The 23,947-nt window shown below is 42.7% G+C and carries 20 protein-coding genes; 16 read left to right on the top strand and 4 right to left on the bottom strand.

Annotation, left to right across the window (positions count from 1 at the left end; genetic code table 11):
* Positions 1–95 precede the first annotated feature (95 nt).
* From QMA41_RS02360 to rmf, 8 genes are all read left to right on the top strand, one after another.
* Positions 96–4,937 carry an NAD-glutamate dehydrogenase gene (locus QMA41_RS02360; RefSeq protein WP_281628747.1) on the top strand — a complete coding sequence of 1,614 codons (4,842 nt, stop codon included), beginning with the start codon at positions 96–98 and terminating at the stop codon, positions 4,935–4,937.
* Positions 4,938–5,022: 85 nt separating this feature from the next.
* Positions 5,023–6,033 carry a quinone-dependent dihydroorotate dehydrogenase gene (pyrD, locus tag QMA41_RS02355; protein ID WP_038511585.1) on the top strand — a complete coding sequence of 337 codons (1,011 nt, stop codon included), beginning with the start codon at positions 5,023–5,025 and terminating at the stop codon, positions 6,031–6,033.
* A gap of 175 nt (positions 6,034–6,208) precedes the next feature.
* A complete protein-coding gene (locus QMA41_RS02350; RefSeq protein WP_281629155.1) occupies positions 6,209–6,760 on the top strand; it encodes a cell division protein ZapC in 552 nt (183 codons plus the stop codon).
* Between the two features lie 461 nt (positions 6,761–7,221).
* Positions 7,222–9,345, top strand: coding sequence for a bifunctional 23S rRNA (guanine(2069)-N(7))-methyltransferase RlmK/23S rRNA (guanine(2445)-N(2))-methyltransferase RlmL (gene rlmKL, locus QMA41_RS02345; protein ID WP_281628746.1), 2,124 nt, complete (start codon positions 7,222–7,224; stop codon positions 9,343–9,345).
* A gap of 10 nt (positions 9,346–9,355) precedes the next feature.
* Entirely contained in the window at positions 9,356–9,598 is a 243-nt protein-coding gene (locus QMA41_RS02340; RefSeq protein ID WP_029236078.1) for a glutaredoxin family protein, read from the top strand.
* Entirely contained in the window at positions 9,576–11,492 is a 1,917-nt protein-coding gene (locus tag QMA41_RS02335) for an ABC transporter ATP-binding protein (RefSeq protein WP_281628745.1), read from the top strand. Before QMA41_RS02340 ends, QMA41_RS02335 begins: the two co-directional genes overlap by 23 nt.
* A gap of 6 nt (positions 11,493–11,498) precedes the next feature.
* On the top strand, positions 11,499–13,079 hold the full coding sequence (locus QMA41_RS02330) for a DUF3466 family protein (protein WP_006962149.1): 1,581 nt from the start codon (positions 11,499–11,501) through the stop codon (positions 13,077–13,079).
* Positions 13,080–13,243: 164 nt separating this feature from the next.
* Complete coding sequence (gene rmf, locus QMA41_RS02325) at positions 13,244–13,417, top strand: ribosome modulation factor (protein ID WP_006962151.1); 174 nt, start codon at positions 13,244–13,246, stop codon at positions 13,415–13,417.
* 142 nt (positions 13,418–13,559) lie between these two features.
* Here rmf and fabA read toward each other — a convergent pair whose 3' ends face one another.
* Both fabA and QMA41_RS02315 read right to left on the bottom strand, forming a co-directional pair.
* Entirely contained in the window at positions 13,560–14,078 is a 519-nt protein-coding gene (gene fabA / locus QMA41_RS02320) for a bifunctional 3-hydroxydecanoyl-ACP dehydratase/trans-2-decenoyl-ACP isomerase (RefSeq protein ID WP_004743352.1), read from the bottom strand.
* Positions 14,079–14,169: 91 nt separating this feature from the next.
* Positions 14,170–15,813, bottom strand: a complete 1,644-nt coding sequence (locus tag QMA41_RS02315) for a Lon protease family protein (RefSeq protein WP_281628744.1) — start codon at positions 15,811–15,813, stop codon at positions 14,170–14,172.
* Positions 15,814–15,980: 167 nt separating this feature from the next.
* Between QMA41_RS02315 and matP the strand changes: the two genes are divergently transcribed.
* From matP to QMA41_RS02290, 5 genes are all read left to right on the top strand, one after another.
* Entirely contained in the window at positions 15,981–16,427 is a 447-nt protein-coding gene (gene matP / locus QMA41_RS02310; RefSeq protein WP_006962156.1) for a macrodomain Ter protein MatP, read from the top strand.
* A gap of 9 nt (positions 16,428–16,436) precedes the next feature.
* Entirely contained in the window at positions 16,437–16,748 is a 312-nt protein-coding gene (locus tag QMA41_RS02305; protein ID WP_019275519.1) for a DUF3634 family protein, read from the top strand.
* Between the two features lie 111 nt (positions 16,749–16,859).
* Positions 16,860–18,119: an HDOD domain-containing protein gene (locus QMA41_RS02300; RefSeq protein ID WP_281628743.1), complete on the top strand. Its 1,260-nt coding sequence runs from the start codon at positions 16,860–16,862 to the stop codon at positions 18,117–18,119.
* 232 nt (positions 18,120–18,351) lie between these two features.
* Positions 18,352–18,753, top strand: coding sequence for a GFA family protein (locus tag QMA41_RS02295; protein WP_038511569.1), 402 nt, complete (start codon positions 18,352–18,354; stop codon positions 18,751–18,753).
* A gap of 3 nt (positions 18,754–18,756) precedes the next feature.
* A complete protein-coding gene (locus QMA41_RS02290; RefSeq protein WP_039952383.1) occupies positions 18,757–19,383 on the top strand; it encodes a LysE family translocator in 627 nt (208 codons plus the stop codon).
* Between the two features lie 62 nt (positions 19,384–19,445).
* Here the strand turns inward: QMA41_RS02290 and QMA41_RS02285 are convergent, their stop codons facing one another.
* On the bottom strand, positions 19,446–19,628 hold the full coding sequence (locus QMA41_RS02285) for a hypothetical protein (RefSeq protein ID WP_006962169.1): 183 nt from the start codon (positions 19,626–19,628) through the stop codon (positions 19,446–19,448).
* A 1,245-nt stretch (positions 19,629–20,873) separates the two neighbouring features.
* Between QMA41_RS02285 and QMA41_RS02280 the strand changes: the two genes are divergently transcribed.
* From QMA41_RS02280 to QMA41_RS02270, 3 genes are all read left to right on the top strand, one after another.
* Complete coding sequence (locus QMA41_RS02280) at positions 20,874–21,983, top strand: hypothetical protein (RefSeq protein WP_281628742.1); 1,110 nt, start codon at positions 20,874–20,876, stop codon at positions 21,981–21,983.
* 113 nt (positions 21,984–22,096) lie between these two features.
* The gene (locus QMA41_RS02275) at positions 22,097–22,891 is read left to right on the top strand and encodes a transporter substrate-binding domain-containing protein (RefSeq protein WP_281628741.1); all 795 of its coding nucleotides are present in this window, start codon (positions 22,097–22,099) and stop codon (positions 22,889–22,891) included.
* A 100-nt stretch (positions 22,892–22,991) separates the two neighbouring features.
* The gene (locus QMA41_RS02270; RefSeq protein WP_171750473.1) at positions 22,992–23,300 is read left to right on the top strand and encodes a hypothetical protein; all 309 of its coding nucleotides are present in this window, start codon (positions 22,992–22,994) and stop codon (positions 23,298–23,300) included.
* 44 nt (positions 23,301–23,344) lie between these two features.
* On the opposite strand, the gene QMA41_RS02265 is transcribed toward QMA41_RS02270, so the two are convergent.
* Complete coding sequence (locus QMA41_RS02265) at positions 23,345–23,917, bottom strand: NAD(P)H-dependent oxidoreductase (RefSeq protein ID WP_281628740.1); 573 nt, start codon at positions 23,915–23,917, stop codon at positions 23,345–23,347.
* Between the last annotated feature and the right edge of the window lie 30 nt (positions 23,918–23,947).

Here is a 23,947-nt window from a genome sequence, read left to right as displayed (position 1 = left end):
TAAAGCTTTTACAATAAAGCGGCATTACCCGTGTTAAGCACTATGCTTACAACATCCCCCAAAAATATATACAATTCTAATTGTGGAGTGTGATTATGACCGCGCGTGAAACTCTGATGCCGGTTCTGCTTGAAAAGGTCTACAAACTGATTCAAGACAAACTCGAGCTTGCTCATCAACCCTTAGTCACTCAACTTGCTCAGCATTTATTCAATAACATATCTCAAGACGACCTAGTCGAACGAAACGAATCTGATTTATATGGCGCCGTAGTCAGCCTTTGGCACCATATTAATGAGAAAAAAGCAGATGATGTATCGGTCCGAGTTTTTAACCCGACCGTTAGCCGTCAAGGATGGCAATCCACACACACCATTGTAGAAATCGTCGTTCCTGACAGTCCTTTCCTTGTTGACTCGGTAAAAATGGCACTTAGCCGTTTAGACTTAGCTTCTCACCTTATGCTTCATGGCCCTACACAGATTGAACGCAATAAAAAAGGTGAAATTACCAGTATCAATGAAGGCGAAGGCGTACTTCAGTCGTTATTCCATGTTGAAGTTGACCGCTTGAGCGCGAAAGAGACGATGAGCTCTCTAAAAGAAGAGCTACTTAAAATCCTGACTGATACTGCTTTAGTGGTTCAAGACTGGTTACTGATGGTTGAAAAACTGGAAGAAGTAACGAATCAAGTTGAAGCGCAAGAAGGTAAGGTAGAAGTAGAACGCGATCGTTACGAGGAGACGATCAAGTTTCTGCGTTGGTTAGGTGATCACAACTTCACATTCATGGGCTACAAAGAATACGATCTCGTCAATGTTGACGGTGATACCGAACTTCGCCCAACAGCGGATAAAGGCCTAGGACTATTCGGCAATCGTAATCGTGTGCGTAGTGTGAAGCTTTCTGACTTCCCTGACTCTGCACGTCTGGAAGCGAAGAAGCCATTCTTGCTCATCATGACTAAAGGCAATACGCCTTCACGTATTCACCGCCCAGCTTATACCGATTACATCGGTATCAAGAAATTTGATAAAGACGGCAAAGTTGTCGGTGAGCATCGTTTCACTGGTCTTTATACCTCTGCTGTTTACAACCAGAGTGTCGAAAGTATTCCGCTAATTCGTGAAAAAGTAGAACGTATTCTTGCCGCAAGTGGCTATCGTGAAGGTTCGTACTCTTATAAAGCACTGCATAATATTCTTGAAAACTACCCTCGCGATGAACTGCTTCAAGCGAAAGAAGAAGAACTTCTTGAAGTGGGCATGGGTGTGGTGCAGATGCAAGACCGCGATATGCTTCGCCTGTTTGTTCGCAAAGACCCGTTTGGTCGTTTCTTCAGCTGTATGGTGTACGTAACGAAAGATCGTTATAACACAGAGCTTCGTCGTCAGACTCAGCGAATCCTAAAACAATATTTCGGCTGTGACAAAGAAGTCGAGTTTACAACTTACTTCTCAGAGAGCCCACTAGCCCGAACTCATTACATTGTTCGTGTTGATAACAACAACATGGACGTAGACGTTAAAACGATTGAGCAAAACTTAATGGAAGCATCTTCAACTTGGGATGATCGCCTGTCTGACGCGATTGTTGCGAACTTCGGTGAAAGTAAAGGTCTGCCTTTATCGAAAGAGTACCTACGTGCATTCCCTCGTTCGTACAAAGAAGATGTCATGCCTGGTTCTGCAGTAGCAGACATTGAACGTCTTGAAGCGCTTGGCGATGACAACAAGCTAGGTATGTTGTTCTATCGTCCGCAAGAGCTGGGCTCAGATTCAAAATCAGTTCGCCTGAAACTTTACCATCGTGATGAGCCTATTCACCTTTCAGACGTGATGCCAATGTTGGAAAACTTGGGTCTACGTGTAATTGGTGAGTCACCTTATGAAGTTCGTAAAGCAAACGGTCAGGTGTATTGGATCCTCGATTTCTCAATGCTTCATAAGAGTGAAAAAACGGTTGATCTTCGTGAAGCTCGTGATCGTTTCCAACAAGCGTTCGCTGCAATTTGGGCAGGTGAACTGGAAAGTGATGGTTTCAACCGCCTAGTACTTGGTGCGTCATTAACGGGTCGTGAAATTTCGATTCTTCGTGCCTACGCCCGCTACATGCGTCAGGTTGGTTTCCCGTTCAGTCAACAATACATTGAAGAAACGCTAAGCCATTATCCTGAGCTAGCGAAAGGTTTGGTTGAATTATTTGCTAAGCGTTTTGATCCTAAATTTAAGGGTAGTCAGAAAGGTCAGACTGAACTGACTAATAAGATCACAGAGCAACTTGATCATGTAGAAAGCTTGGATGATGATCGTATCATCCGTCGCTATGTAGAAATGATCAGTGCAACGCTGCGTACTAACTACTATCAGTTAGACGCAAATAAGCAGAATAAACCTTGGCTATCGTTGAAGATGAAGCCGAGCGACATTCCAGAAATTCCTCAGCCAGTACCTGCATTTGAGATCTTTGTATATGCACCGGATATCGAAGGTGTTCACTTACGTGGTGGCAAGGTTGCTCGTGGTGGTCTGCGTTGGTCAGATCGCCAAGAAGACTTCCGTACCGAAATCTTAGGTCTGGTTAAAGCACAGCAAGTTAAGAACACGGTTATTGTTCCGGTTGGGGCAAAAGGTGGTTTTGTTTGTAAACGTCAGCACACCCTAAGTGGTCGTGATGAGATCTTTGCTGAAGGTCAACGTTGTTATAAACGCTTTATTCGCGCACTTCTAGACGTATCAGACAACATTATCGAAGGGGAAGTGATTCCGCCGAAGAGTGTGGTTCGTCATGATGAAGATGATCCTTATTTGGTTGTTGCGGCTGATAAAGGTACAGCGACATTCTCTGATTTAGCGAACTCTGTATCTGATGAATACAACTTCTGGCTAGGTGATGCTTTCGCTTCTGGTGGTTCTAATGGTTACGACCACAAAGCGATGGGTATTACAGCTAAAGGTGGTTGGGAATCAGTAAAACGTCATTTCCGTGAAATGGGTATTGACTGTCAGACTACAGACTTCACTGCTATCGGTGTTGGTGATATGGCTGGTGACGTATTCGGTAACGGTATGCTGCTGTCTAAGCATATCCGTCTACAGGCTGCGTTTAACCACATGCACATCTTCATCGATCCAAATCCAGATTCAGCGAAGAGCTGGAAAGAGCGTGATCGTCTATTTAAGTTACCTCGTTCAAGCTGGGAAGATTACAACGCTAAGCTGATCTCTAAAGGTGGTGGCATCTTCTCTCGCCGAGCGAAGTCAATTGCTCTGACACCAGAAATCCAGAAGATGATCGGCACTAAGAAAGCGTCACTGGCACCAAACGACCTCATCAAGATGCTGCTTAAGATGGAAGTTGATCTTCTTTGGAATGGTGGTATCGGTACCTACGTAAAAGCGTCAAACGAAACGCACACTGATGTGGGCGACCGTGCTAACGACGTTCTGCGTATTGACGGACGTGACCTACGTGCAAAAGTTGTCGGTGAAGGTGGTAACTTGGGTATGACTCAGCTGGGTCGTATCGAGTATGCTCTGACTGGCGGCCGCGTAAACACGGATTTTGTTGATAACGTTGGTGGTGTGGATTGTTCGGATAACGAAGTTAACATCAAGATCTTCCTCAATGGCTTAGTAGCCAATGGCGATCTAACGGTTAAGCAGCGTAATAAGATCCTTGAGTCCATGGAAGATGAAGTGGGTGAGATTGTTCTTGATGACGCTTACTGCCAATCTGAATCTATCTCTGTGACTGAGCAGCAGGGTACGTCTCTCGTGAAAGAGCAAATTCGCTTTATTCATGATTTAGAGAAAGCGGGTCATCTAGACCGTGCACTTGAATACATCCCAGATGATGAAACGTTACTTGAGCGTGAGAAGCTAGGTAAAGCATTGACTCGTCCTGAGCTATCAGTGCTAGTTGCTTATGGCAAGATGGTTCTGAAAGAAGAGCTAGTTCATGATGACATCGCTAACGATGATTACCATGCACAGCAACTTGTTAATTACTTTCCAACTGAGTTACGCCGTAACTACTCACAGCAAATGGATAATCATCCACTACGTGCTGAGATTATTGCAACAGCGCTTGCAAATCAGATGGTTAACGAAATGGGTTGTAACTACGTAACGCGTCTACAAGAAGAGACGGGAGCACATGTTGTTGATATAGCAAATGCTTACGCAGCGTCACGTGAAATCTTCGGTTTAGGTGATGTGCTTAAGTCACTGCGTGAGCTCGACAACGAAGCGTCAACAGAAGCACAATACGATATGATGTTCTATGTTCGTCGAACGCTACGTCGTCTGTCTCGCTGGTTGTTACGCAACCGCACTGGTCGCCAATGTGTGAAAGCACTGATCGAACTTTACCAAGGTGATGTTGAAACGATCAAAGCCAAACTCGATGATATGCTGGTTCCATCTGAAGTCGAAGAGCACAACGAAATGGCTCAGGCGTGGATTGAGCAGGGTATTAGTCCTGAAATTGCTAATTATGTTGCACGCTTGTCTAGCCTATACTCAGTACTGGATATTTCTACAGTATCTCGAGAAAAGGGCAAATCAGTAGAGCAGAGTGCTAAGTTGTACTACAACTTGGGTGATCGTTTGTCTCTTCACTGGTTCTTGAAACAGATCAATGGCCAGGCTGTTGATAATCATTGGCAGGCATTGGCAAGAGCTGCATTCCGTGAAGATCTTGATTGGCAGCAACGTCAGCTAACGGGTCAGGTATTAAGTTGCAGCTGTGCACCAGAAGATCTCGATGTGATGAAAGCTCTGGATGATTGGATCGAAAATAATGAAATTTCGCTCCATCGTTGGGAAAACATCCTTAATGAGTTCAAAGTTGGTTCAGTGCATGAATTTGCTAAGTTCTCTGTAGCTTTACGTGAATTGATGCTGCTTAACTTAAACTGTTCAGCTAACGAGTAATCGACACATATTTCGTTGAATTATTCGGTAAAACAGTAAATAATACAGCCCCGTTTATACGGGGCTTTTTTCTATCGGAGGCACAATGCTTTACCGTCTAGCCAGAACTGGCTTTTTCCAACTTGATGCCGAAAAGGCACATGATCTCGCAATTCAAAACTTCAAACGTTTCACCGGCACTCCTCTCGATCTTCTTTATCGTCAACAACTTCCTAATCGTCCAGTCGAATGTATGGGCCTGACTTTCCGTAACCCTGTTGGCTTAGCGGCGGGTTTGGACAAAAACGGCGAATGTATTGAAGCTTTCGACGCAATGGGATTTGGCTTTGTTGAAGTCGGCACGGTAACACCGAGACCTCAAGCCGGTAACGATAAGCCGCGTCTTTTCCGTTTAGTGGAAGCTGAAGGTATTATCAACCGAATGGGCTTTAACAACTTAGGTGTTGATAATCTGGTTGATAACGTAAAGAAAGCCAACTTCGATTGTGTGCTTGGTATCAATATCGGTAAGAACAAAGATACACCGATTGAAAAGGGTGCCGAAGACTATCTGATCTGTATGGAAAAAGTGTATGAGCACGCAGGCTACATTGCAGTGAATATCTCATCACCAAATACTCCTGGATTACGCTCACTTCAGTACGGTGAAGCGTTGGATGAACTGTTGTCTGAATTAAAAGTGAAGCAGGCCGAGTTAGCAGAGAAGCATAACAAATATGTACCACTCGCACTAAAGATCGCACCGGATCTTAGTGATGATGAGATCAGCCAGATCTGCGAATCTTTACTGAAGAACAACATTGATGGCGTTATCGCGACAAATACGACATTGGATCGCAGTGTTGTTGAAGGAATGAAGCATGCCAACGAAGCGGGTGGGTTGAGTGGCCGTCCGGTTCAATCTCGAAGCACCGAAGTTGTTCGTCGTTTACATGAAGAGTTGGGAGAGCAAATTCCGGTCATCGGGGTAGGTGGTATTGACTCATACGTTGCAGCGAAAGAGAAAATGATGGCAGGCGCACAACTTGTCCAAGTTTACTCAGGTTTTATCTATCATGGTCCAACACTTGTGAGGGATATTGTTAAAAACCTATGATGACTTTGGTGACGCTGTCACACGAACATAAAGCTTGAATTTACTCAGTTTCTGAAGAGGGGATGATTTATCATTTCCTCTTTTTTTTTGCTTATTAGCGAATAGAATTTCGGTAAATGTATGGGAAGGTAATTTAGTGTTTTACCTGAATTGACTTTTACACGAGATTGGAATGATGCTTAAACCGAGCGACAAATGGACTTGGTACTATGATGACACAGAGCAGCACCTGATGCTGGATCTGGGTGATGATATGGTATTCAAGACAAATCTTTCCAAAAAGTTGATTGTAGATTGCGCAATCGGTGTTAACGAATTCTCCGTTGACGACGCATCTGCTTACCAAACATACAAAGAGCAAATTGCTCATCTAGACCTTTCAGAGCCTCGCCAGGCTGAATTAGCACTCTATTGCGTAGCCGCAAAGCGCTTTCATAAGCCAGTCCAACCTAAGAGCTGGTTCTTTGATTGCATCTCTGATGGCTTAAATGTGCCTGTGGAAGGCGATTTCGTCCAATTATCGAACAGCTACAATGATGGTTACTTTCTCGTTCTAGAAGTAGGAGACAACTCTAGCTTATGCGCCTCTATTAATTTGGAAGCGTTCGTTCTCAATGGAGTCAAATCTTTGGGGTTTGGCCAAGCGATTAAAGTCATGCATGATCGCATGTCGAGCGCTAATCATATTCTCTCTGGTCAGACACAACCTATGGCTCTGGTCAGCTAACGATTCGTTCCTTTGTTTCATTTCCCTGTCGGCCTTCGAGCCGACTTTTTTTTGCTTAAAAGAACCTTCCAATGAGAATGGAGGTAGGGGATAACGTGAGTCATCCATAATTTTTCGATTTATCTATCAATAAAATATTCCCACTTGTGATACTTCTACGCTCCTCATTTAACCTTTTATTCCCCAATTAGCCATTTTTTGTAATTAAATTACGCAAATTAAACATCTTGGTATAGTCCAATTTTGATGTAAATAAGTATTCACTACCAACTTAAGCCTTAACTCGCTGTACAAAGTTGTGTCAGCTCCAAACTTCAGTTTGAAAGTAAATGATCCGCATGAATATGCTGATGTTTTGTTCAATTGAGTGTATTGAGGGAGAGATAAAGGTGGATTGAGCTAACGTAATTGATGTGAGACAGGTATAATGAAGGGTCATTTATCAAGAATTTAAGAACACTATGCATCAATATCTTGCGGTTACGTCCAACGGTTTGGAAAACTTGTTGGTTGAAGAGTTAACTAAGCTAGGGATCACAAATGCCAAACCTGTTCAAGCAGGGGTACGCTTTAAAGCATCAAATGAGCAAATTTATCGTTGTTGCTTATGGAGTCGCTTAGCGTCGCGTTTCGTTCGTGTGCTATCTGAGTTCACTTGTAACGATGATATGGATCTCTATCTAGCAACGTCTTCCGTGAACTGGGTAAATCAATTCCATAGTTCAAAGATGTTTGTTGTTGATTTTAATGGTACCAACCGTGAAATCCGCAATAGCCAGTACGGTGCAATGAAAGTGAAAGATGCTGTAGTGGATAGCTTCGAGAAAAAGAACTTGCCAAGACCGTCGATCAGTAAAGATCGTGCAGATCTTCGCATCCATGTTCGTCTACATCGCGATAAAGCGATTCTTGGTGTGGATATGGTGGGTGGTGGCCTGCATCAACGCGGTTATCGTCCAGAATCTGGTCGTGCGCCACTTCGCGAAACCCTAGCTGCTGCCATTATTCTACGTAGTGGCTGGAGTGCTGATAAGTCGCTGTTAGACCCTATGTGCGGCTCTGGCACGCTATTGATTGAGGCGGCCATGATGGCGGCAAACATGGCACCTGGGGTAAACCGCGAGAAGTGGGGCTTCGAATCACTAGAAGACTTTGAACCTGAGCTTTGGGCAGAGATTAAATCGGAAGCAGCAGTACAGGCGAGAAGGGGCGTCAAAAAAGTTGACACTAAGTTTTTCGGCTTTGATAACGACGCGCGAGTGCTTAAAACCGCAAAGGACAACGCGCGTCGAGCAGGTGTCGATTCTCTAATTGAATTTAACCTTGGTGATGCTGCGCAAGTTAAGCGCCCTCAAGAGTTTGAAGCAGGTGTTATTGTTTCAAACCCGCCATACGGTGAGCGTTTAGGAACGCATCCAGGTCTAATCGCTCTGTACACCGCTTTTGGTGCTCAACTAAAATCTGAATTCGGAGGCTGCCAAGCGTCTATTTTCTCTAGTTCTGATGAGCTTCTAAGCTGTTTACGCATGCGTGCAGATAAGCAGTTCAAACTGAATAATGGTGCGTTACCTTGTCACCAGAAGAATTACTCGATTAGTGATCGTCCGGTAGAAAATAAAGGTGACAATGTCACTGAATCGGTGATCGCACCTGATTTTTCTAACCGCTTGAAGAAAAATATTGCCAAAATTGGTAAATGGGCGCGTAAAGAAGAACTCGATTGTTATCGAATTTATGACGCAGACTTACCTGAGTACAATGTTGCGATAGATGTGTATCTCGATCACCTTGTTATCCAAGAATACGCAGCGCCTAAGAACATCCCTGAAGAAAAAGCAAAACGTCGTTTGACGGATATCATTCGTGCAGCTATTCAAGTGACGGGCACGGAAGCAAACAAGGTTGTACTTAAAGTTCGTGAGAAGCAGAAAGGGCGTTCGCAGTATCAAAAACTGTCTCAAGAGTCTGAAACGCTCAACGTTCATGAATATGGTGTGCAGCTTAAAGTAAATCTTCACGACTACCTAGATACAGGCTTGTTCTTAGATCATAAGATTACTCGTCGTAAACTCGGTGAAATGGCTCAAGGTAAAGATTTCTTAAATCTGTTTGCTTACACCGGATCTGGAACAGTGCATGCCGCTTGTGGTGGTGCTAAATCGACGACGACAGTGGACATGTCAAATACCTATCTCGAATGGGCGAAAGAAAACATGAAGCTCAACGGGCAAGTAGGACGTCAGCATAGATTCGAGCAAGCTGATTGCCTTCAGTGGCTCGAACGCTCAACGGCACAATTTGATCTTATCTTTATTGATCCTCCTACATTTTCCAACTCTAAGCGTATGGAACAAAGCTTTGATGTACAGCGAGACCATATTCAGTTAATGAAGAATCTTAAGCGCTTACTTCGTAATGGCGGCACGATAGTGTTTTCAAACAATAAACGTCACTTCAAAATGGATATGGAAGGTTTGGATGAACTTGGTTTAGTTGCGAAGAATATTTCGCACCAGACTCTTCCAATGGATTTTTCTCGTAATAAACACATTCATAACTGTTGGGTTTTGACTCACAAGGAATAGTAGGTCACAGGTGATCACTTTATACAGCACAGAAGGGTGCCATCTATGTGAGATGGCATTTGATCTTACAAAACAGCTTAATATTTCTCATCAGGTCGAGATTGTCGATATTGCTTTCGACGATGAACTGTTTTCTCGTTACGGCGTCACTATTCCGGTGCTGAATTATCAAGGTAACGAGCTTAATTGGCCGTTTGATTTACAACAATTACAGCTTTGGTTAAACGAAAATGGCATTACTAACAATAAATAACGGATTACTGGCTTATGGCGATCATCCTCTTCTAGACAATGCAGATTTTGCGTTGCAAGAGAATGAACGAGTTTGTTTGGTTGGTAGAAATGGCGCGGGTAAATCCACCTTAATGAAAGTGCTTGCAGGTGAGGTGGTGCTTGATGACGGAAAACTAACGGTTACCCAAGATGTTGTCGTTTCACGCTTAGAACAAGATCCACCACGTAATCAGGAAGGCACTGTGTTTGATTACGTTGCTGGTGGACTAGCAGAAATCGGCGAGCACTTGAAGATCTATCAAGATCAGCTCGATCTGATTGCGGTTGATCCATCAGAGCAAAACATCAATAAGCTTGCACGTATCCAAGAGAACCTCGAACACTCTGGTGCGTGGCGCTTTGAAGACCGTATCAAGAACGTGCTCGCAGCGCTTAAGCTCGATGGTCACACCAAACTGACCGACCTTTCTGGTGGTTGGCAACGTAAAGCAGCACTTGCAAGAGCACTGGTACGCGATCCAGATGTATTGTTACTTGATGAGCCAACTAACCACCTTGATGTCACAACGATTGAATGGCTGGAGAATTTCCTCAAAGATTTTCGTGGTTCGATTATCTTCATTTCTCACGATCGTGCCTTTATCAAATCTATGGCGACGCGCATTGTCGACCTTGATCGCGGCAAACTTGCTTCGTTCTCAGGCAACTACGATAACTACCTAGTCGATAAAGAAGAGATGCTAAGAGTCGAAGAGATGCAAAATGCAGAATTCGATAAAAAGCTCGCTCAAGAAGAAGTTTGGATTCGTCAAGGCATTAAGGCTCGTCGTACACGTAACGAAGGACGTGTACGTGCGCTTAAGAAGCTACGAGAAGAGCGAAGCGATCGCCGTGAAGTACAGGGCAAAGCGAATATCCAGATTGATGATGCGTCACGCTCAGGCAAGATTGTCTTCGAAGCGACGAATATCAATTATGACATTGAAGGTAAGTCGATTGTTAAGGATTTCTCTTTCAATATCATGCGTGGTGACCGTATCGCACTGATTGGCCCAAATGGATGTGGTAAGAGTACTTTATTAAAATTATTACTTGGCGATATCGTACCAGACTCAGGGCGACTTCATTGTGGTACTAAACTCGAAGTCGCTTATTTCGATCAATACCGCGAAATCTTAGATCCTGAGAAATCTGTTATCGATAACTTGGCGGATGGTAAACAAGAAGTGATGGTCGGTGGACGCCAACGCCACGCACTTAGCTACTTGCAAGACTTTTTGTTTGCACCTAAGCGAGCTCGTACACCGGTAAAAGCGTTGTCGGGCGGTGAAAAAAATAGACTTTTACTGGCACGTATCTTCTTAAAAGCTAACAACTTATTAGTTCTCGATGAACCGACCAACGATTTAGATATCGAAACGTTGGAACTTTTGGAAGATTTGCTTGCCAATTATCAGGGTACGTTGTTGCTTGTCAGCCACGATCGCCAGTTTGTTGACAACACTGTGACAACTAGCTGGATTTTTGAGGGCGAAGGTGAAATCGAAGAGTTTGTCGGTGGCTACCATGATGCCCAGCAGCAGCGTGAACAAACGAAGAAAGCTCGCGCGGTTGAAAAACCAATCAAAGCTGAGAAACAGGTTGAGGAATCTCCCAAAACAGCGCCAGTAAAGAGTAAGCCTAAGAAGTTATCCTATAAACTGCAGCGTGAACTTGAAGTGCTGCCGGCAAAACTCGAACAATTGGAAGCTGAGATAGAATCAATGCAAGAGCAGGTGAATGATCCTGACTTTTTCTCTCAGCCATTAGAGCAGACACAACCGATTTTAGATAAGCTTTCTGCGGCAGAGCAGGAACTTGAAGTTGCTTTCGAACGCTGGGAAGAGCTCGAAGCAATGCAACAGGAAAGTTAACAAACAATGAGTAGTAAAATCTTTAAACTATCGTCCATTACATTAGCCGTAGCCGCTTCTTTTGGGGCGCATGCCGCAATATATAATGTTTATGATTACCAACCGGTGGTCAATGGTAATGCCAAAACATATGGCGTAGCTATCGAGCCTGGAAGCACGGATTGTTGGGGAAATGCGTGCACTCAGACGACTTCGCAAATTGCTTATGAAGAAAAGTTGTATTACGAAGGTTTTAACTATCGAGATGAAGCACCGTTTCGCTACGAGTTTGGTTATGATCTATTAGAAGAGGGTTATGATGGTTTTACTAGCTACTGTGGTAGCTATTTAGGCTACAATAGTACTCTTTGTGATGATTGGGCTACAGATCAGTATACCAACGGATATGCTCGAGAAAGCTCTACTGTAAACAATTCAATGGCGTATATTGAAAGTGGATCATCTCAAGTCCAGAGCGCCGAAAATAATGTGATTGTAAATAGTTTTGCGTCTGGCACTGGAGATGCGATCGGTACTTATTATGGTGGAAGTCTGAAAAACCGCACCGTTGCATATTCGGACACATCACTAGATTCGACTGGTTATGATCAGAGCAAAGTGTGGGCTAAATCCGGCAGTCTTTATGTAGGTAGCGTTTCTAAGCAGTCAACCAACAATACGAACGACTATTATTCTTATGGAGCTGTTTGGAACGGTAGTACTTTAAAACGTATAAATTGGGTTTCAGATGTAGGTGAAGATGGACGCAGCATGCCACAAGGGAGTGCACGTGATCTGGCTGATGTATCAGGTACCACATATGCTGTAGGTTACAACTCTGATTCAGATGAAAAGCCGGTCGCCGCTGTCTTTAATTTGACTGACTTGGATAGCATATCAACTAGCTTTGTGAGCCGATTCCAAAATGAAAGTAATTATCTTAACTCTATTCTGACTTCGATAAATACCAATGGTATTGCGATAGGTGAAGTCAAGTATGCGACGCCATTAAATGGTGCTTATGCAAACAGTCTGTTTTACATAACAGACCCTGCTAATCCCAATAGTAGTTACAGTGAATTCTCGGGCTCAATATTCTTCTCTGGCGCAAATGGTAAAGCTGGTGCTATCAATAATAACGACGAGGCTGTCGGGGCGATAGACAACCAAACCCATCAGGAAAGCGGTGGTGGTAAGCCTAGATCTCAAAGAGCATTCATTGCGCCATTAAGCTCAAATGCGAAAGCTCCTCTGAATAACAGAGCTTGGTACTTAGATGATCTTACAAATGATGGTAGTAGCTCATCGACAAACAACCAATTTCGTATTATAGATGCGACGGACATTAACGATTCGGGTGTAATTTCGGGCACTGCTCTTTATTGTTCAGGTGGATATGAAACTACGGCTATTGATTCAAAATGTAATGGTGGTATAGACGGCTCAGAAAAGATCGTCGCAGTTAAACTTGTTCCTATTAATGGTGCAACGGCTTCTGACATCCAAGCTCGTCCTGTAACTCAAGAAGACAAAGTTGATCGCCAAGGTGGTTCACTAGGCTTCCTAGCTCTGACTCTACTTGGTTTCTTAGGGTTCCGTAGAAAATAGGTTAAATTTTAATCTAGGGCACAGGTTCACATTTTTGGATCTGTGCCTTTTTTATACCTTGAGAAAGGCGGATTTTTGATCGATTCTTAATTGTGGAGTCATAAAAGCTCCACAAAAAGTTAATAGTAGTACGTTAGAAAAACTTTATGTATGAGGACGACACTATGAAGAGACAAAAGCGTGACCGCTTAGAAAGAGCTCAGTCTCAAGGCTATAAAGCAGGCTTAAATGGCCGCTCAACGGACTCATGTCCTTACCAACAGATGGATGCTCGATCTTATTGGCTCGGTGGTTGGCGCGATGCCAGGGAAGACAAACACTCTGGTCTCTACAAATAAAAGACTCAATCCACATACGACATAAGGAACAAACAAAAACCCCAACAATTGGGGTTTTTGTTTAGTCACTTAACGCACTATAACTAAATATTTTGATGACAAAAAAGCGACTCAAGAGAGTCGCTTTTAAAAGTATTCCAAATTAGAAAGCAGACGTGTCTTGGAACAAGCCAACTTTAAGATCTTTCGCTACGTAGATCTCTTTTCCATCAACAAGTACACGACCGTCAGCTAGGCCCATAACAAGCTTGCGATTTACAACACGCTTCATATGAATCTCATATGTGACTTTCTTCGCTGTCGGTAGAATTTGACCCGTGAACTTCACTTCGCCAACACCAAGAGCACGGCCTTTACCTTTACCGCCAACCCAGCCAAGGAAGAAACCCACTAGCTGCCACATTGCGTCAAGGCCTAGACAGCCAGGCATTACTGGGTCACCAGGGAAGTGGCAATCAAAGAACCATAGGTCTGGAGTAATATCGAGTTCTGCTAGAATCAGACCTTTACCGAAATCACCTTCAGTTTCAGACATCTTAGTCACGCGATCCATCATCAGCATGTTTGGTGCTGGAAGCTGAGGATAGCCTGGGCCAAACAGTTCACCTTGGCTTGAGGCTAGTAGATCTTCGCGGTTATAAGAATCACGTTTGTTTTGCATTATCAATTACTCCAAATTTTGATAGCAGCATGTTAGTGAACACGTGTACGCCAAACAACTCCGATCAGTCTAAATGTGACTAATCTTTGTTCTAAGAGAACCAGTTTTTGATGCGCTCCACAAATCCTTGAGGAAGTTCATGTTTTTCAAAGTTTTCAATTCGTTCTGCGATCTTATGAATCACGCTTGTTTCATCATCGCCACGGAAAGGCTTACCCATAATGATAGGAATTGCTTCATCAACGGTTTCGACAGACCAGATGTGAAACTCATCATTTTTAATGCTTTCTACTACATCTTTATTAAGGGCTAAGTGTTTTAGATTCGTTTTAGGGAGGATGACGCCTTGTTTGCCTGTAAAGCCTTGGTGTTTACAAACGCGATAGAAACCTTCAATTTTCTCATTTAGGCCACCAACTGCTTGAACGCGACCAAATTGATCTACCGCACCAGTGACTGCGATCTGTTGATTAATTGGATATTCAGATAGGGCACTCACAAAAGAGCACAATTCCGCGAGTGTGGCGCTGTCGCCATCAACCTCACAATAGGACTGTTCAAATACAACTGAAGCCGAATAAGGCAACGGCTCATCCAATTGTAGCGCGCTTGAGACAAATGCTTGCATGATCATCATGCCTTTTGCATGGAGGTTACCACCTAGCTCAGCTTTCCGTTCCACATCGGAAATATCGCCGTCACCAAAATGGATAACACATGAAATACGCGCTGGCTCACCATATGAAAGCGGGTGTCCGGAAACATCAATGACAGTTAAACCATTAACCTGGCCAACACACTCACCTTGGGTTTCAATGATTACCTGGCCATCTAATATGTCTGATAAGGCGCGCTCGGGCAGATAAGATTCGCGCTGATACTTCGAATCTAATGCCTTGTCGAGTGCACTCTCATCAATTATCTGGTCGTTAGAATGGATTGAAGCTTCTTGAAATATTGATAGGTACCACAGAGGCTCGATCGGCATATAGCGCTGATCTTCAGTGTACCTAGCTCCTGCAACCATTAATCTATGAATTGCCTCAGAAGCGAGAGTCGGTAGGCTGTGTTCTTTCAACAGAGACGACAAGTAACCCAAATACAGTTCGATGGATTGTTCACTTAACGTGATTTCGTGTTCAACCTCTGTATAAGAAGCTAAGCCCGTATAAAGTTCACCATCCATGTATTCTAGGTCAGCGATCTGATCTCTGTCGCCAACGACAACGAGTTTTACGTCATAAGAGTTGCTTGGAATATCGTTAGCGATATTACGTGGTGTCGTATTGATTGGGCTAACACTCTCACCTAGAAAAACCGATTTGAATACAGGCCAACTGCTTGGGTTGGCTAAAAGCATATTAGCGGAAACGATTAAGAATCCACTATCAGCTTTGGCTAATAATCCTTTCCGGTGTGCGACAATTTCGCCAGATTTATTACACGAATAGGTACCAAGAAGTTCGTTTATGTTGATGCTTTCTGTTGAAATGACGCTACTGTCAGAAACGAAAGATAAACTACGCTTAATATTAGAACGGTAGAAAGCGTTATCTGGCGAGTTTACAACGAGAATTCTGGCGAAACCTTTGATAGCAGCAAAGGTAGATAAGGCTTGTTTTAATCGAGGCTGAACGTCGAGAAAACCCACATCGGGTAGGCTTTCAAATCTCGATATTACATCGTCATAACTTGTGTATTGTGGAGTGACTGCACGCCAGCTTTCTTGGATCATCAACAGTATTCATGTACTTGAAAAGGTCAGAAATTATATAGAAAAACGGTTAAGTATGACATAGCGAATTTAATGTGATGATCTAGGTCGATTTTTCTACAATAAAGATTGTAACTAAAGTAATGGTGAGTTACGCTGTCACCCAAATTGAATGGAAACTGCTTACAATGAAATATCAACAACTTGAAAATTTAGAATGTGGTTGGAAGTGGACGTATCTCATCAGTAAATGGAAAAATGGAGAGGCGATCACTCGGTATGTTGATACGAGTGAAGCAGAGGCCGCGGTTAATGAATTGCGCCATTTAGAGCATGAGCCAACAAAAGTGTTGGAGTGGATTGAGCAGCATATGTCGCTTGAGCTGGATAATAAGCTCAAGCAAGCCATCCGTGCTAAGCGTAAGCGCCATTTTAACGCGGAGCAAATCCATACCAAGAAAAAATCAATCGATTTGGATTATCGCGTTTGGGAGAAGCTTTCGACTCGCGCAAACGAACTGGGCTGTACATTGTCTGATGCCATTGAATACTTGCTATCTGAAGCATCACGCAGTGAGAAAGCCAGCAAAGCGGTCAATAGCCTCAAAGAGGATTTGAGTAAGTTACTAGACTAAGGAGCATATATGCTTTACGTGATTTTGGTTGCTGCAATTGTTGTATTCTGGTTAGTGGCGGTTGATAGGCCAGTGTTGCGTGTTCAGTTTAAGTCTGGGCACATCACCAAAGAAAAAGGGCACTTTCCTCCGACTTTTCGCCACAATATATTAGATATTGCAGAGCGCGAACCTTTTGACGGTGAGCTGAAAGTCTATCAGCAACGCACAGGTTCCAAGTTGGTTTTTTCAAAGCAAGTTCCTAAGAAAGTGCAGCAACGGATCAGAAACGTATTTCCACATCAAGGCTTTCGATCAAAAGGTAAAAAGAAAGCGCATTAAGTTCAGTCATACTGAGAAAGCCCCCAGCTAATTACTGGGGGCTTTTCTTTTCCATACGCAGTAGCTTTTATTCTTTCATTTTTTGCATATCAATAAGTGGAACGGCATGTTGTGCTAGTATTACATCTATCACCCAGAGCCGAGCTTTCACACTTGTTACTCACTAATAAGAAATACAATGAAGAGGCTAATCAGCTTGCGAGCAAAATTGCGGCATCGACTAGAGAACGTTATGCCAAATGGCTGGTAAGTATAAAGTATGTGCTTGATCAGTCTGATGTAGATTCTGTGCTTAGTCGACAGAGCGAGTTTTGCGATACAGTGATTCTTAACGAGAAAGAGCGTGTAATGAAAAACCAGCGGCTGCTTCTCGAGTGTGAAAGCAGTAAAGTCGAGGAGAGGCGTCAAGCGGCTGAAGAAAGGCAAAAGATACATGAAAACGTAATCGGGGACATTTCAGAATCCGCTATTAATAGAATGATGGACAAACTATCTGAACTGGAGGTTTTAAAGCTCTTTGGACGTTTTCCCGATTTTTCATATTTTTTAAGTACTGCTTATTCGCCTTCGGTAAGTTACAGCAAACTTGACGTTTTAGCTGTAAACGATAACCAACTGAAAAATAATCTTTTCGAACTGTGTAAGAATCCCAAGTTTTGTGCCCGCCTCGGAAAATCTGTACGGAGTTTTACCGACACGAAGATGGCGATAGGACTTCTAGGGATCGACAATAGCCGAGTTCTGTTTCCAATACTAATGGTTAAGCCTTTACTCAGATGGGATGAGCCTACTACCAAACTGATTGCCCCTAAGCTATGGCAGCATATGATTTTGACTGCAAATGTTACTCGATTTCGCTTGGAAGAAGCCGAAGTCAGATCGCCAGAACAGGGGGTAGCAATTGGCATTTTGCGAACTATTAGCCAGTTTGCCATCGTGAACAACTTTCCGATGATGTTTGAGGATGCATTGGTTGAGCGAATGCAGTTTTATCGTGATAAAAACCTTCGTGAAGAATATTACGCTTGCGCAGAAATTAAGCCAATAATGAGCATTCTCCCTGATGTTATTATTGGCTTAGAAAAATCACTAACGCGTAAAGTCGTTGAGTTTATAGATTGGTCACCTACAAACGTACATTTAAAAAATGCTCTCTTAGAAGATTTGGAAGATACTCCGATGTTAGAGAGGAGCCCTTATGGTGTTGCATTGGCTCAAGCTCAGGCTTACTCGATATACGATGCTCTTGAGCGTAGCAACGTATTTGTTGAGAAACATAAACCTTTTTGGTTCGCTAACGTACAAATGCCGCCAGATGCATTAAAGGCCATTCGCAGCAGTCATCCAGGGCGCATTGAGTTAAGTTCTTAGGCTAAATAGTATGCTTTCTAAAGCACTATAACTAAAAACATTTGCTAATCTGTAAATAGGTTAGCCATAACTTACTGAAGGCTCAGAGTGTTACCTCCGACAAATTCAGCCAGTAGAAAGCTGAAAGTACAATTCCGTGATGTTACACACGAGTTATGATTACGTTTGCACATTATCTCTCAGGTTTTATTAAAGTGATGAATGTCATTATTGATTTGAGGGAGTATGCATAATGAAAGGTACTTGTCTGTGTGGTTCTGTTGAAGTGCGGGCTGAGGAAGAACATGAAGTCAGTTTGTGTCATTGCAATATGTGCCGACAATGGAGTGGTGGACCATTACATGCAATACATTGCCACTCGAAAGTTCAGTTTTCCGGAAACTCGATAAAACGCTATCGATCTTCGGAATGGGCAGAGCGAGGTTTCTGTTCCACCTGTGGTACCCATCTTTTCTATTATCTTATACCTGGTGATGAATACGTCTTGTCGGTGGGCTTGTTCCAAGAACATAGCTTTTCACTTAAAAACGAAATCTTTGTCGATGAGAAGCCAGGTTACTATGAGCTGAATTCAGGATCTCATAAGATGACCGCGCAACAGGTTTTTGAACAATTCGCGCCCAAGGAGTCATAAGTAATGTTTCCGATGGATGTCTTTGTAACTTACACACTTGCTTGTATTGTGCTCGTTTTATCTCCTGGGCCAGACAATTTGCTGGCAATAGGGCGAGGGTTAAGCCAAGGAAAGTTAGCTGCTGTGGTATCAGGTAGTGCCTCCGGTACAGGTATTCTGTTTCACGTCTTGGCTGCAACATTTGGTTTGACCGTCTTAATTCAGACTTCAGAGTTAGCTTTTTACATTGTCAAAACGGTTGGAGCAGGTTATCTGATATGGTTGGGTGTTAAGGTTATTCGAAATCGTCAGTTGTTTACGTTGGAACCAGCTAAAAAACAACCATTGAAAGTGATATTTTCGACTGGATTCTTGTCTGCATCGTTGAATCCAAAACCTGGCATGTTCGTGTTAGCGTTTATCCCGCAGTTTGTTAACCCCGATTTGGGATCAGTCACCATACAAATGATAGGTTATGGAGTATGGTTTGCTGTACTTACCGGATTTGGTTTTTCGTTAATGGGTGTTTTTTCATTTCAACTCTCAGATTGGTTTCATCGTAAACCTAAGCTTGTGACATCAATGAATCTAGGGGCTGGAGCCACTTTCATTGCATCTGGATTAGCGGTGGCATTCATGAAGCAAAAATAGGTTGTTTGTTCATGTTAATAAAAAAGAAGCTCTCAGCGCTGTCGTTGAGAGCTTCTTTTTTATCATGATTCGATAACGATATCAGAGTCGTCCGTCGTAAACAGGTTTGCTTTGTTTTGTTTGATGAGCTGTGCCGCGTATGAAGGGGTGACAGCATGAACATCGCCTTTAGCTTTTAGTGTATATGCTTCCCAAGCTTGATCACGGTATTTACCAGTTTGAGTATATTGAATTAGTACTTTCATCTTGACCTCACTATGTAACGGTTGGTGAACCTAGTTTTAACAGTAATGCGATCATTACAGTTATGCACCTGCTAAAAATGCAACATAAGATTAACCTCTTTAGTAATATCATGTGGCACGGCATTCGCAACATCGGCCTGCTTGAGTTGAGCTTCATTTACGAGCTTGATGAAAAAAGTTTTGGGATTAACTTCTCAATTATAAGTATTTATATCACTAACTGGTCTTACATGTATTAAATTTGGATTATTGCTAGATTATTAATGATTATGCATATAAGTAATTGAATTTAAAACTTTGAACGATTCATTTTAAAAATTTAAAGTATTGATTGTGATTGAAACATAAAGATTATTTCTATATAAATAACCGTTAATCGACTTATATAGATTCAAGTGTCTATATGCCAAGCTTTTTGCTGAACGAGCCTCACAGAGATGCATTGTGACGGCTTTCATAAAAAAATGAATTTGTTACTGTAAGCGGGCCTTGGGAATAATCCAAGTGCCTTACGTTTGCTGTTTCGGGTAAGCAGGCCGGCTCTTAATGAGCCGGTTCTTTTTTATTTTTACCTTTAAGCATGGCTGTTTAGAGCTGTACTCGTTTCGGCCCCCTAGTACGACAACATCCTCGATAGAACGTCATTTTCTGGCTTATCTAAGCTCCTAGCCAACAAGATGTACCATTGCAAATCCAATTTAATGACGAAACTCTAAATTTTTAACCACTTCTCATCTTCACGTAGAGCAATGATTTGTGAACAGGTTTACTTCGGGTTAGTTCACATGCAAAGCTAATGATATTTTTGTTATTCATGAGGCTATGGCTATGGTGAATATGTTGAACGGAAATATCCTGAAGACACCTTACGATCACTTTCTATGAAAGTTTCTAGGCTCAGTCATGAGCCTTTTTTTTCGCCTAATGCTTAGACGCGACGCACTTTCATTGTCCTGAAGCAATTCAGCAATCGGATTGAAACATCGCATGGTTATCTTGCTCTTGGCAATCAGGCAGATGCTATGTCGCCAATAATGTTACATGCTTTCATCCAAGACTATAGCGCTTGGAAGCTCCACTTTTTCACCGCTCATCTTATGAGCGGTGCTTTTTACTATCACCATTCATGTGTTTCCATTTATCTAGTAAAACATCAACTTACATAAAGACTACATATCACCGACAGTAACTTACATTTTATCCATTTATATTGCTCCTGATTAATAATTAGCAACAGGAATGCATATGAATATAAAACTGCTCACGTTACTAACCGTTCCAATGGTGACGCTAGCTGGGGTCAGCTCAGACTCCATGTTTAAATCGCTTGTAAAAGATAAGCCTAAGGCCGATTACGTGTTTAGTGCTCAAGAGCGTGCAGAATTGCTTGCAGAGAGGTTACCGATACTTAGCTCTATGCAACTAACCTATGAAGGACAAACATACTCCAAGATAAAATACGCTGATGAGTATGGTCGGGATACGTTAGTGCAACTAGAAAGTGTATCAGGAAAAACCGTCACTTTAATGATTGATGACATGTCAGATGCCGATGCAAGGTGCCTTATTTACTCTGATAAAAATGAATTTGATAGCTTTGATTGTGGCCCCAAAAAAATTGCAGTGTCCTCGAACAAAAGCTTGGTGGAATCGCAAACACAATTGGGCATGAAAACCCTGCGCTTGGAGTATCACCAAGAGGCACTTGAGTACCTTACGATGATCGGCTCTACCATCTTGACTCCGATTGTGACGCCAGCAGAAGTAAAGATAAAAACATCGTTTGCATTTGATGACTTTTACAACGATGCAGTGTGCGGTGGTCATTGCCAACAACGTATTGAGTCGACATTAGGTGTGACTACTTTTACTCAATTACAATCAATAGTGGATCAATATCAGGGAACACCAATGACCATGGTATTTGACAGCCATATTGGTGGTAGCGCGGATGACGACATCAATATGTATACAGGCTTGCTGATCAAAGACAACAATATGAATACGTTGGTCACTGAGAATGGCTCCGTATTCTCTGGAGGCACAGACCTCTTTGCTGCAGGGAACAAGCGTACTCTAGAGCGAGCCAGTGATGTAGGTCGGATTGAAATGGCTCAGCAAATAGGAGTTCATAGCTGGTTTGATGATGACTTAAAAAAATCCGCTAAGCAGATTCCTTACACGGACGAAAGCCACCGTAAACAGGCCACATACTTTACCCGAGTTATGGGTGACAAAGGCATCGACTTCTATTTGTTTACACTGGATTCTGCGCCAGCGCAGGGTGCGCATTGGATAACAAAATATGAGTCAGATAAGTATGACTTCATTAACGAAATCATCGATCAGCCGTAATGTATTCAAATGGAAGCTATCAGCAAACTACGTGTTTGTATCTGCGAAGAATTTATAGGACATTCACACGATCACGCTCTATGCTTTCTTTAGTTAAGTGAAAGGTAGAGCGTATGAATCAACTTACTCGCAAACTGTGCCTCTTTCTGGCGATGGCTTCTATTTCCATTCATGTTTCAGCCACAACAACGATCAGGCTGGCTTACTCAGATGTTGAATCTTATCCGTTTCAAATGGGAGATGGCGCTGACGTTGCAAATCCGCCTGGCTTAGCGTTGGATGTACTTAACCAAGTTGCCAAGAAATTAGACCTAAACATCGAGTATATACGCCTTCCAGGTAAACGCGTTCTGCAAGATATAGGAGCAGGGAAAGTCGATGGAGGGTTCATCTTTTCCTACAACTCACAACGGGCGAAATATGCTCGCTATCCAACAAGTGATGGTAAACCTGATGGGAGTAAACGTATCGCTACCATAGGGTATTACTTCTATACACTTGACGACAAACAACTCAATTGGGATGGAGAGAACCTAGCAGACACCGATCAAAAGGTCGGTGCGCACTTGGGTTTTTCTATTGTCAGAGAGCTAAAGAAGAAGCAGCTAAAAGTTCACGAAGTCAAAACAACGGAACAGTTGTTTAATATGCTGCAATTGGATCGTTTATCCGCCATTGCTGTCCAAGATACGATGGCTCAGCAGTTTTTGAGTAGTCAGAAAATCAGCAACATTAAACAAGTCCAACCTGCGATCACAACGAAGGATTACTATTTAGTATTGAGTCACGAGTTTGTTGATGTGAACCCTGAATTGGCGAGTAAAATCTGGAATGCAATTGAAGAATTGAGAGATGATACCTTTTCTAATCAAGGAGATAAGTATCTAGAATCACATACACACCCATAGTGACACTGTCATATCCATATCTATGTAATACGTCTTGAACAGGCGATAAGTGAGAGATAGACTGCTCTTCTTTACGTCGCAAATGCCAATTAGGTAAATTATGCAAAAAACATCTCTTGTCGCTCTACTCATCAGCTCCGCGTTTCCAGCGATGGCGGCGAATAATCCAAACATTGAGTTCATGACCCATATCACCTGCAAAATGGGAGGGTGTACCATGGTTTGTACTTCTGCCGAAGGGAAAAAGGACGTAAAAGCAAAGGGGATTAACAGTGCTGATGTGGTGACATACAAAAGTGGTACTGTGCAGCACAATTTAGTTGTTGGCTTTCAAAAGGTGGTAGTCACTTCACCCGCGGGTACTGAGTCGTGCACTCTAAACAACATTGATAAAATAGAGACTCAGTAGATGGTTAATCGGCGAATAACGTTTAATGTTATTCGCCCAAACAACTATACCATTTGAGATGCTAGTTCGCGCACCTTTGCTTGCCAATCCACAATCTTGTCGTTATCTACAAAACTGGCAGAACATAGAAAAACCGGTTCTAAACACTCTATCCCACAAAATTGAAGCGTAAATTGATTCAGCTGTGCCAAAACTGGATCTGCCTGCACTTGAGCGTATTCTTCTGGAGCATCCATCGTCAGAATTAGTTGAGATGCTTTACCTTCTAAAAGTGGAATTACTTTTGGGTTGCCACTTTCATATTTAAAAGCGAATCCAGGTAGAAGAGAGCGGTCAATCAGGCCCTTAAGCTTAGCTGGTATGCCTCCCCACCAAATTGGGCTCACAATCGTGATATGGTCCGCCCAGAGAAGCATCTCTTGAAACTCCTGCAAACTAGGCTCAAGCGTTTTCGAAGAGTCGTATCCGCCAGATAGATCAGGGTCAAAAGTCATTGATCCTAAATCAAATCGACGAACGTGATGTGCAGGAGCCACACCGCTTTGATAAGCATCAGATATTGTGTGGCAAAGGCTTTGTCGCTTTGGGTTACCGTTGAGTATTAATACGTTTTTCATCATCTTTCTCCTTTGAGTGGGATGATGAGT

Origin of the sequence: Vibrio sp. St2, from assembly GCF_947311885.1 — a bacterium.
In the GTDB taxonomy this organism is placed as follows: Bacteria; Pseudomonadota; Gammaproteobacteria; order Enterobacterales; family Vibrionaceae; genus Vibrio; species Vibrio coralliilyticus.
The sequence above is the reverse complement of the archived record's forward strand: the minus strand, read 5'-3'. Positions and strand labels throughout refer to the sequence as shown.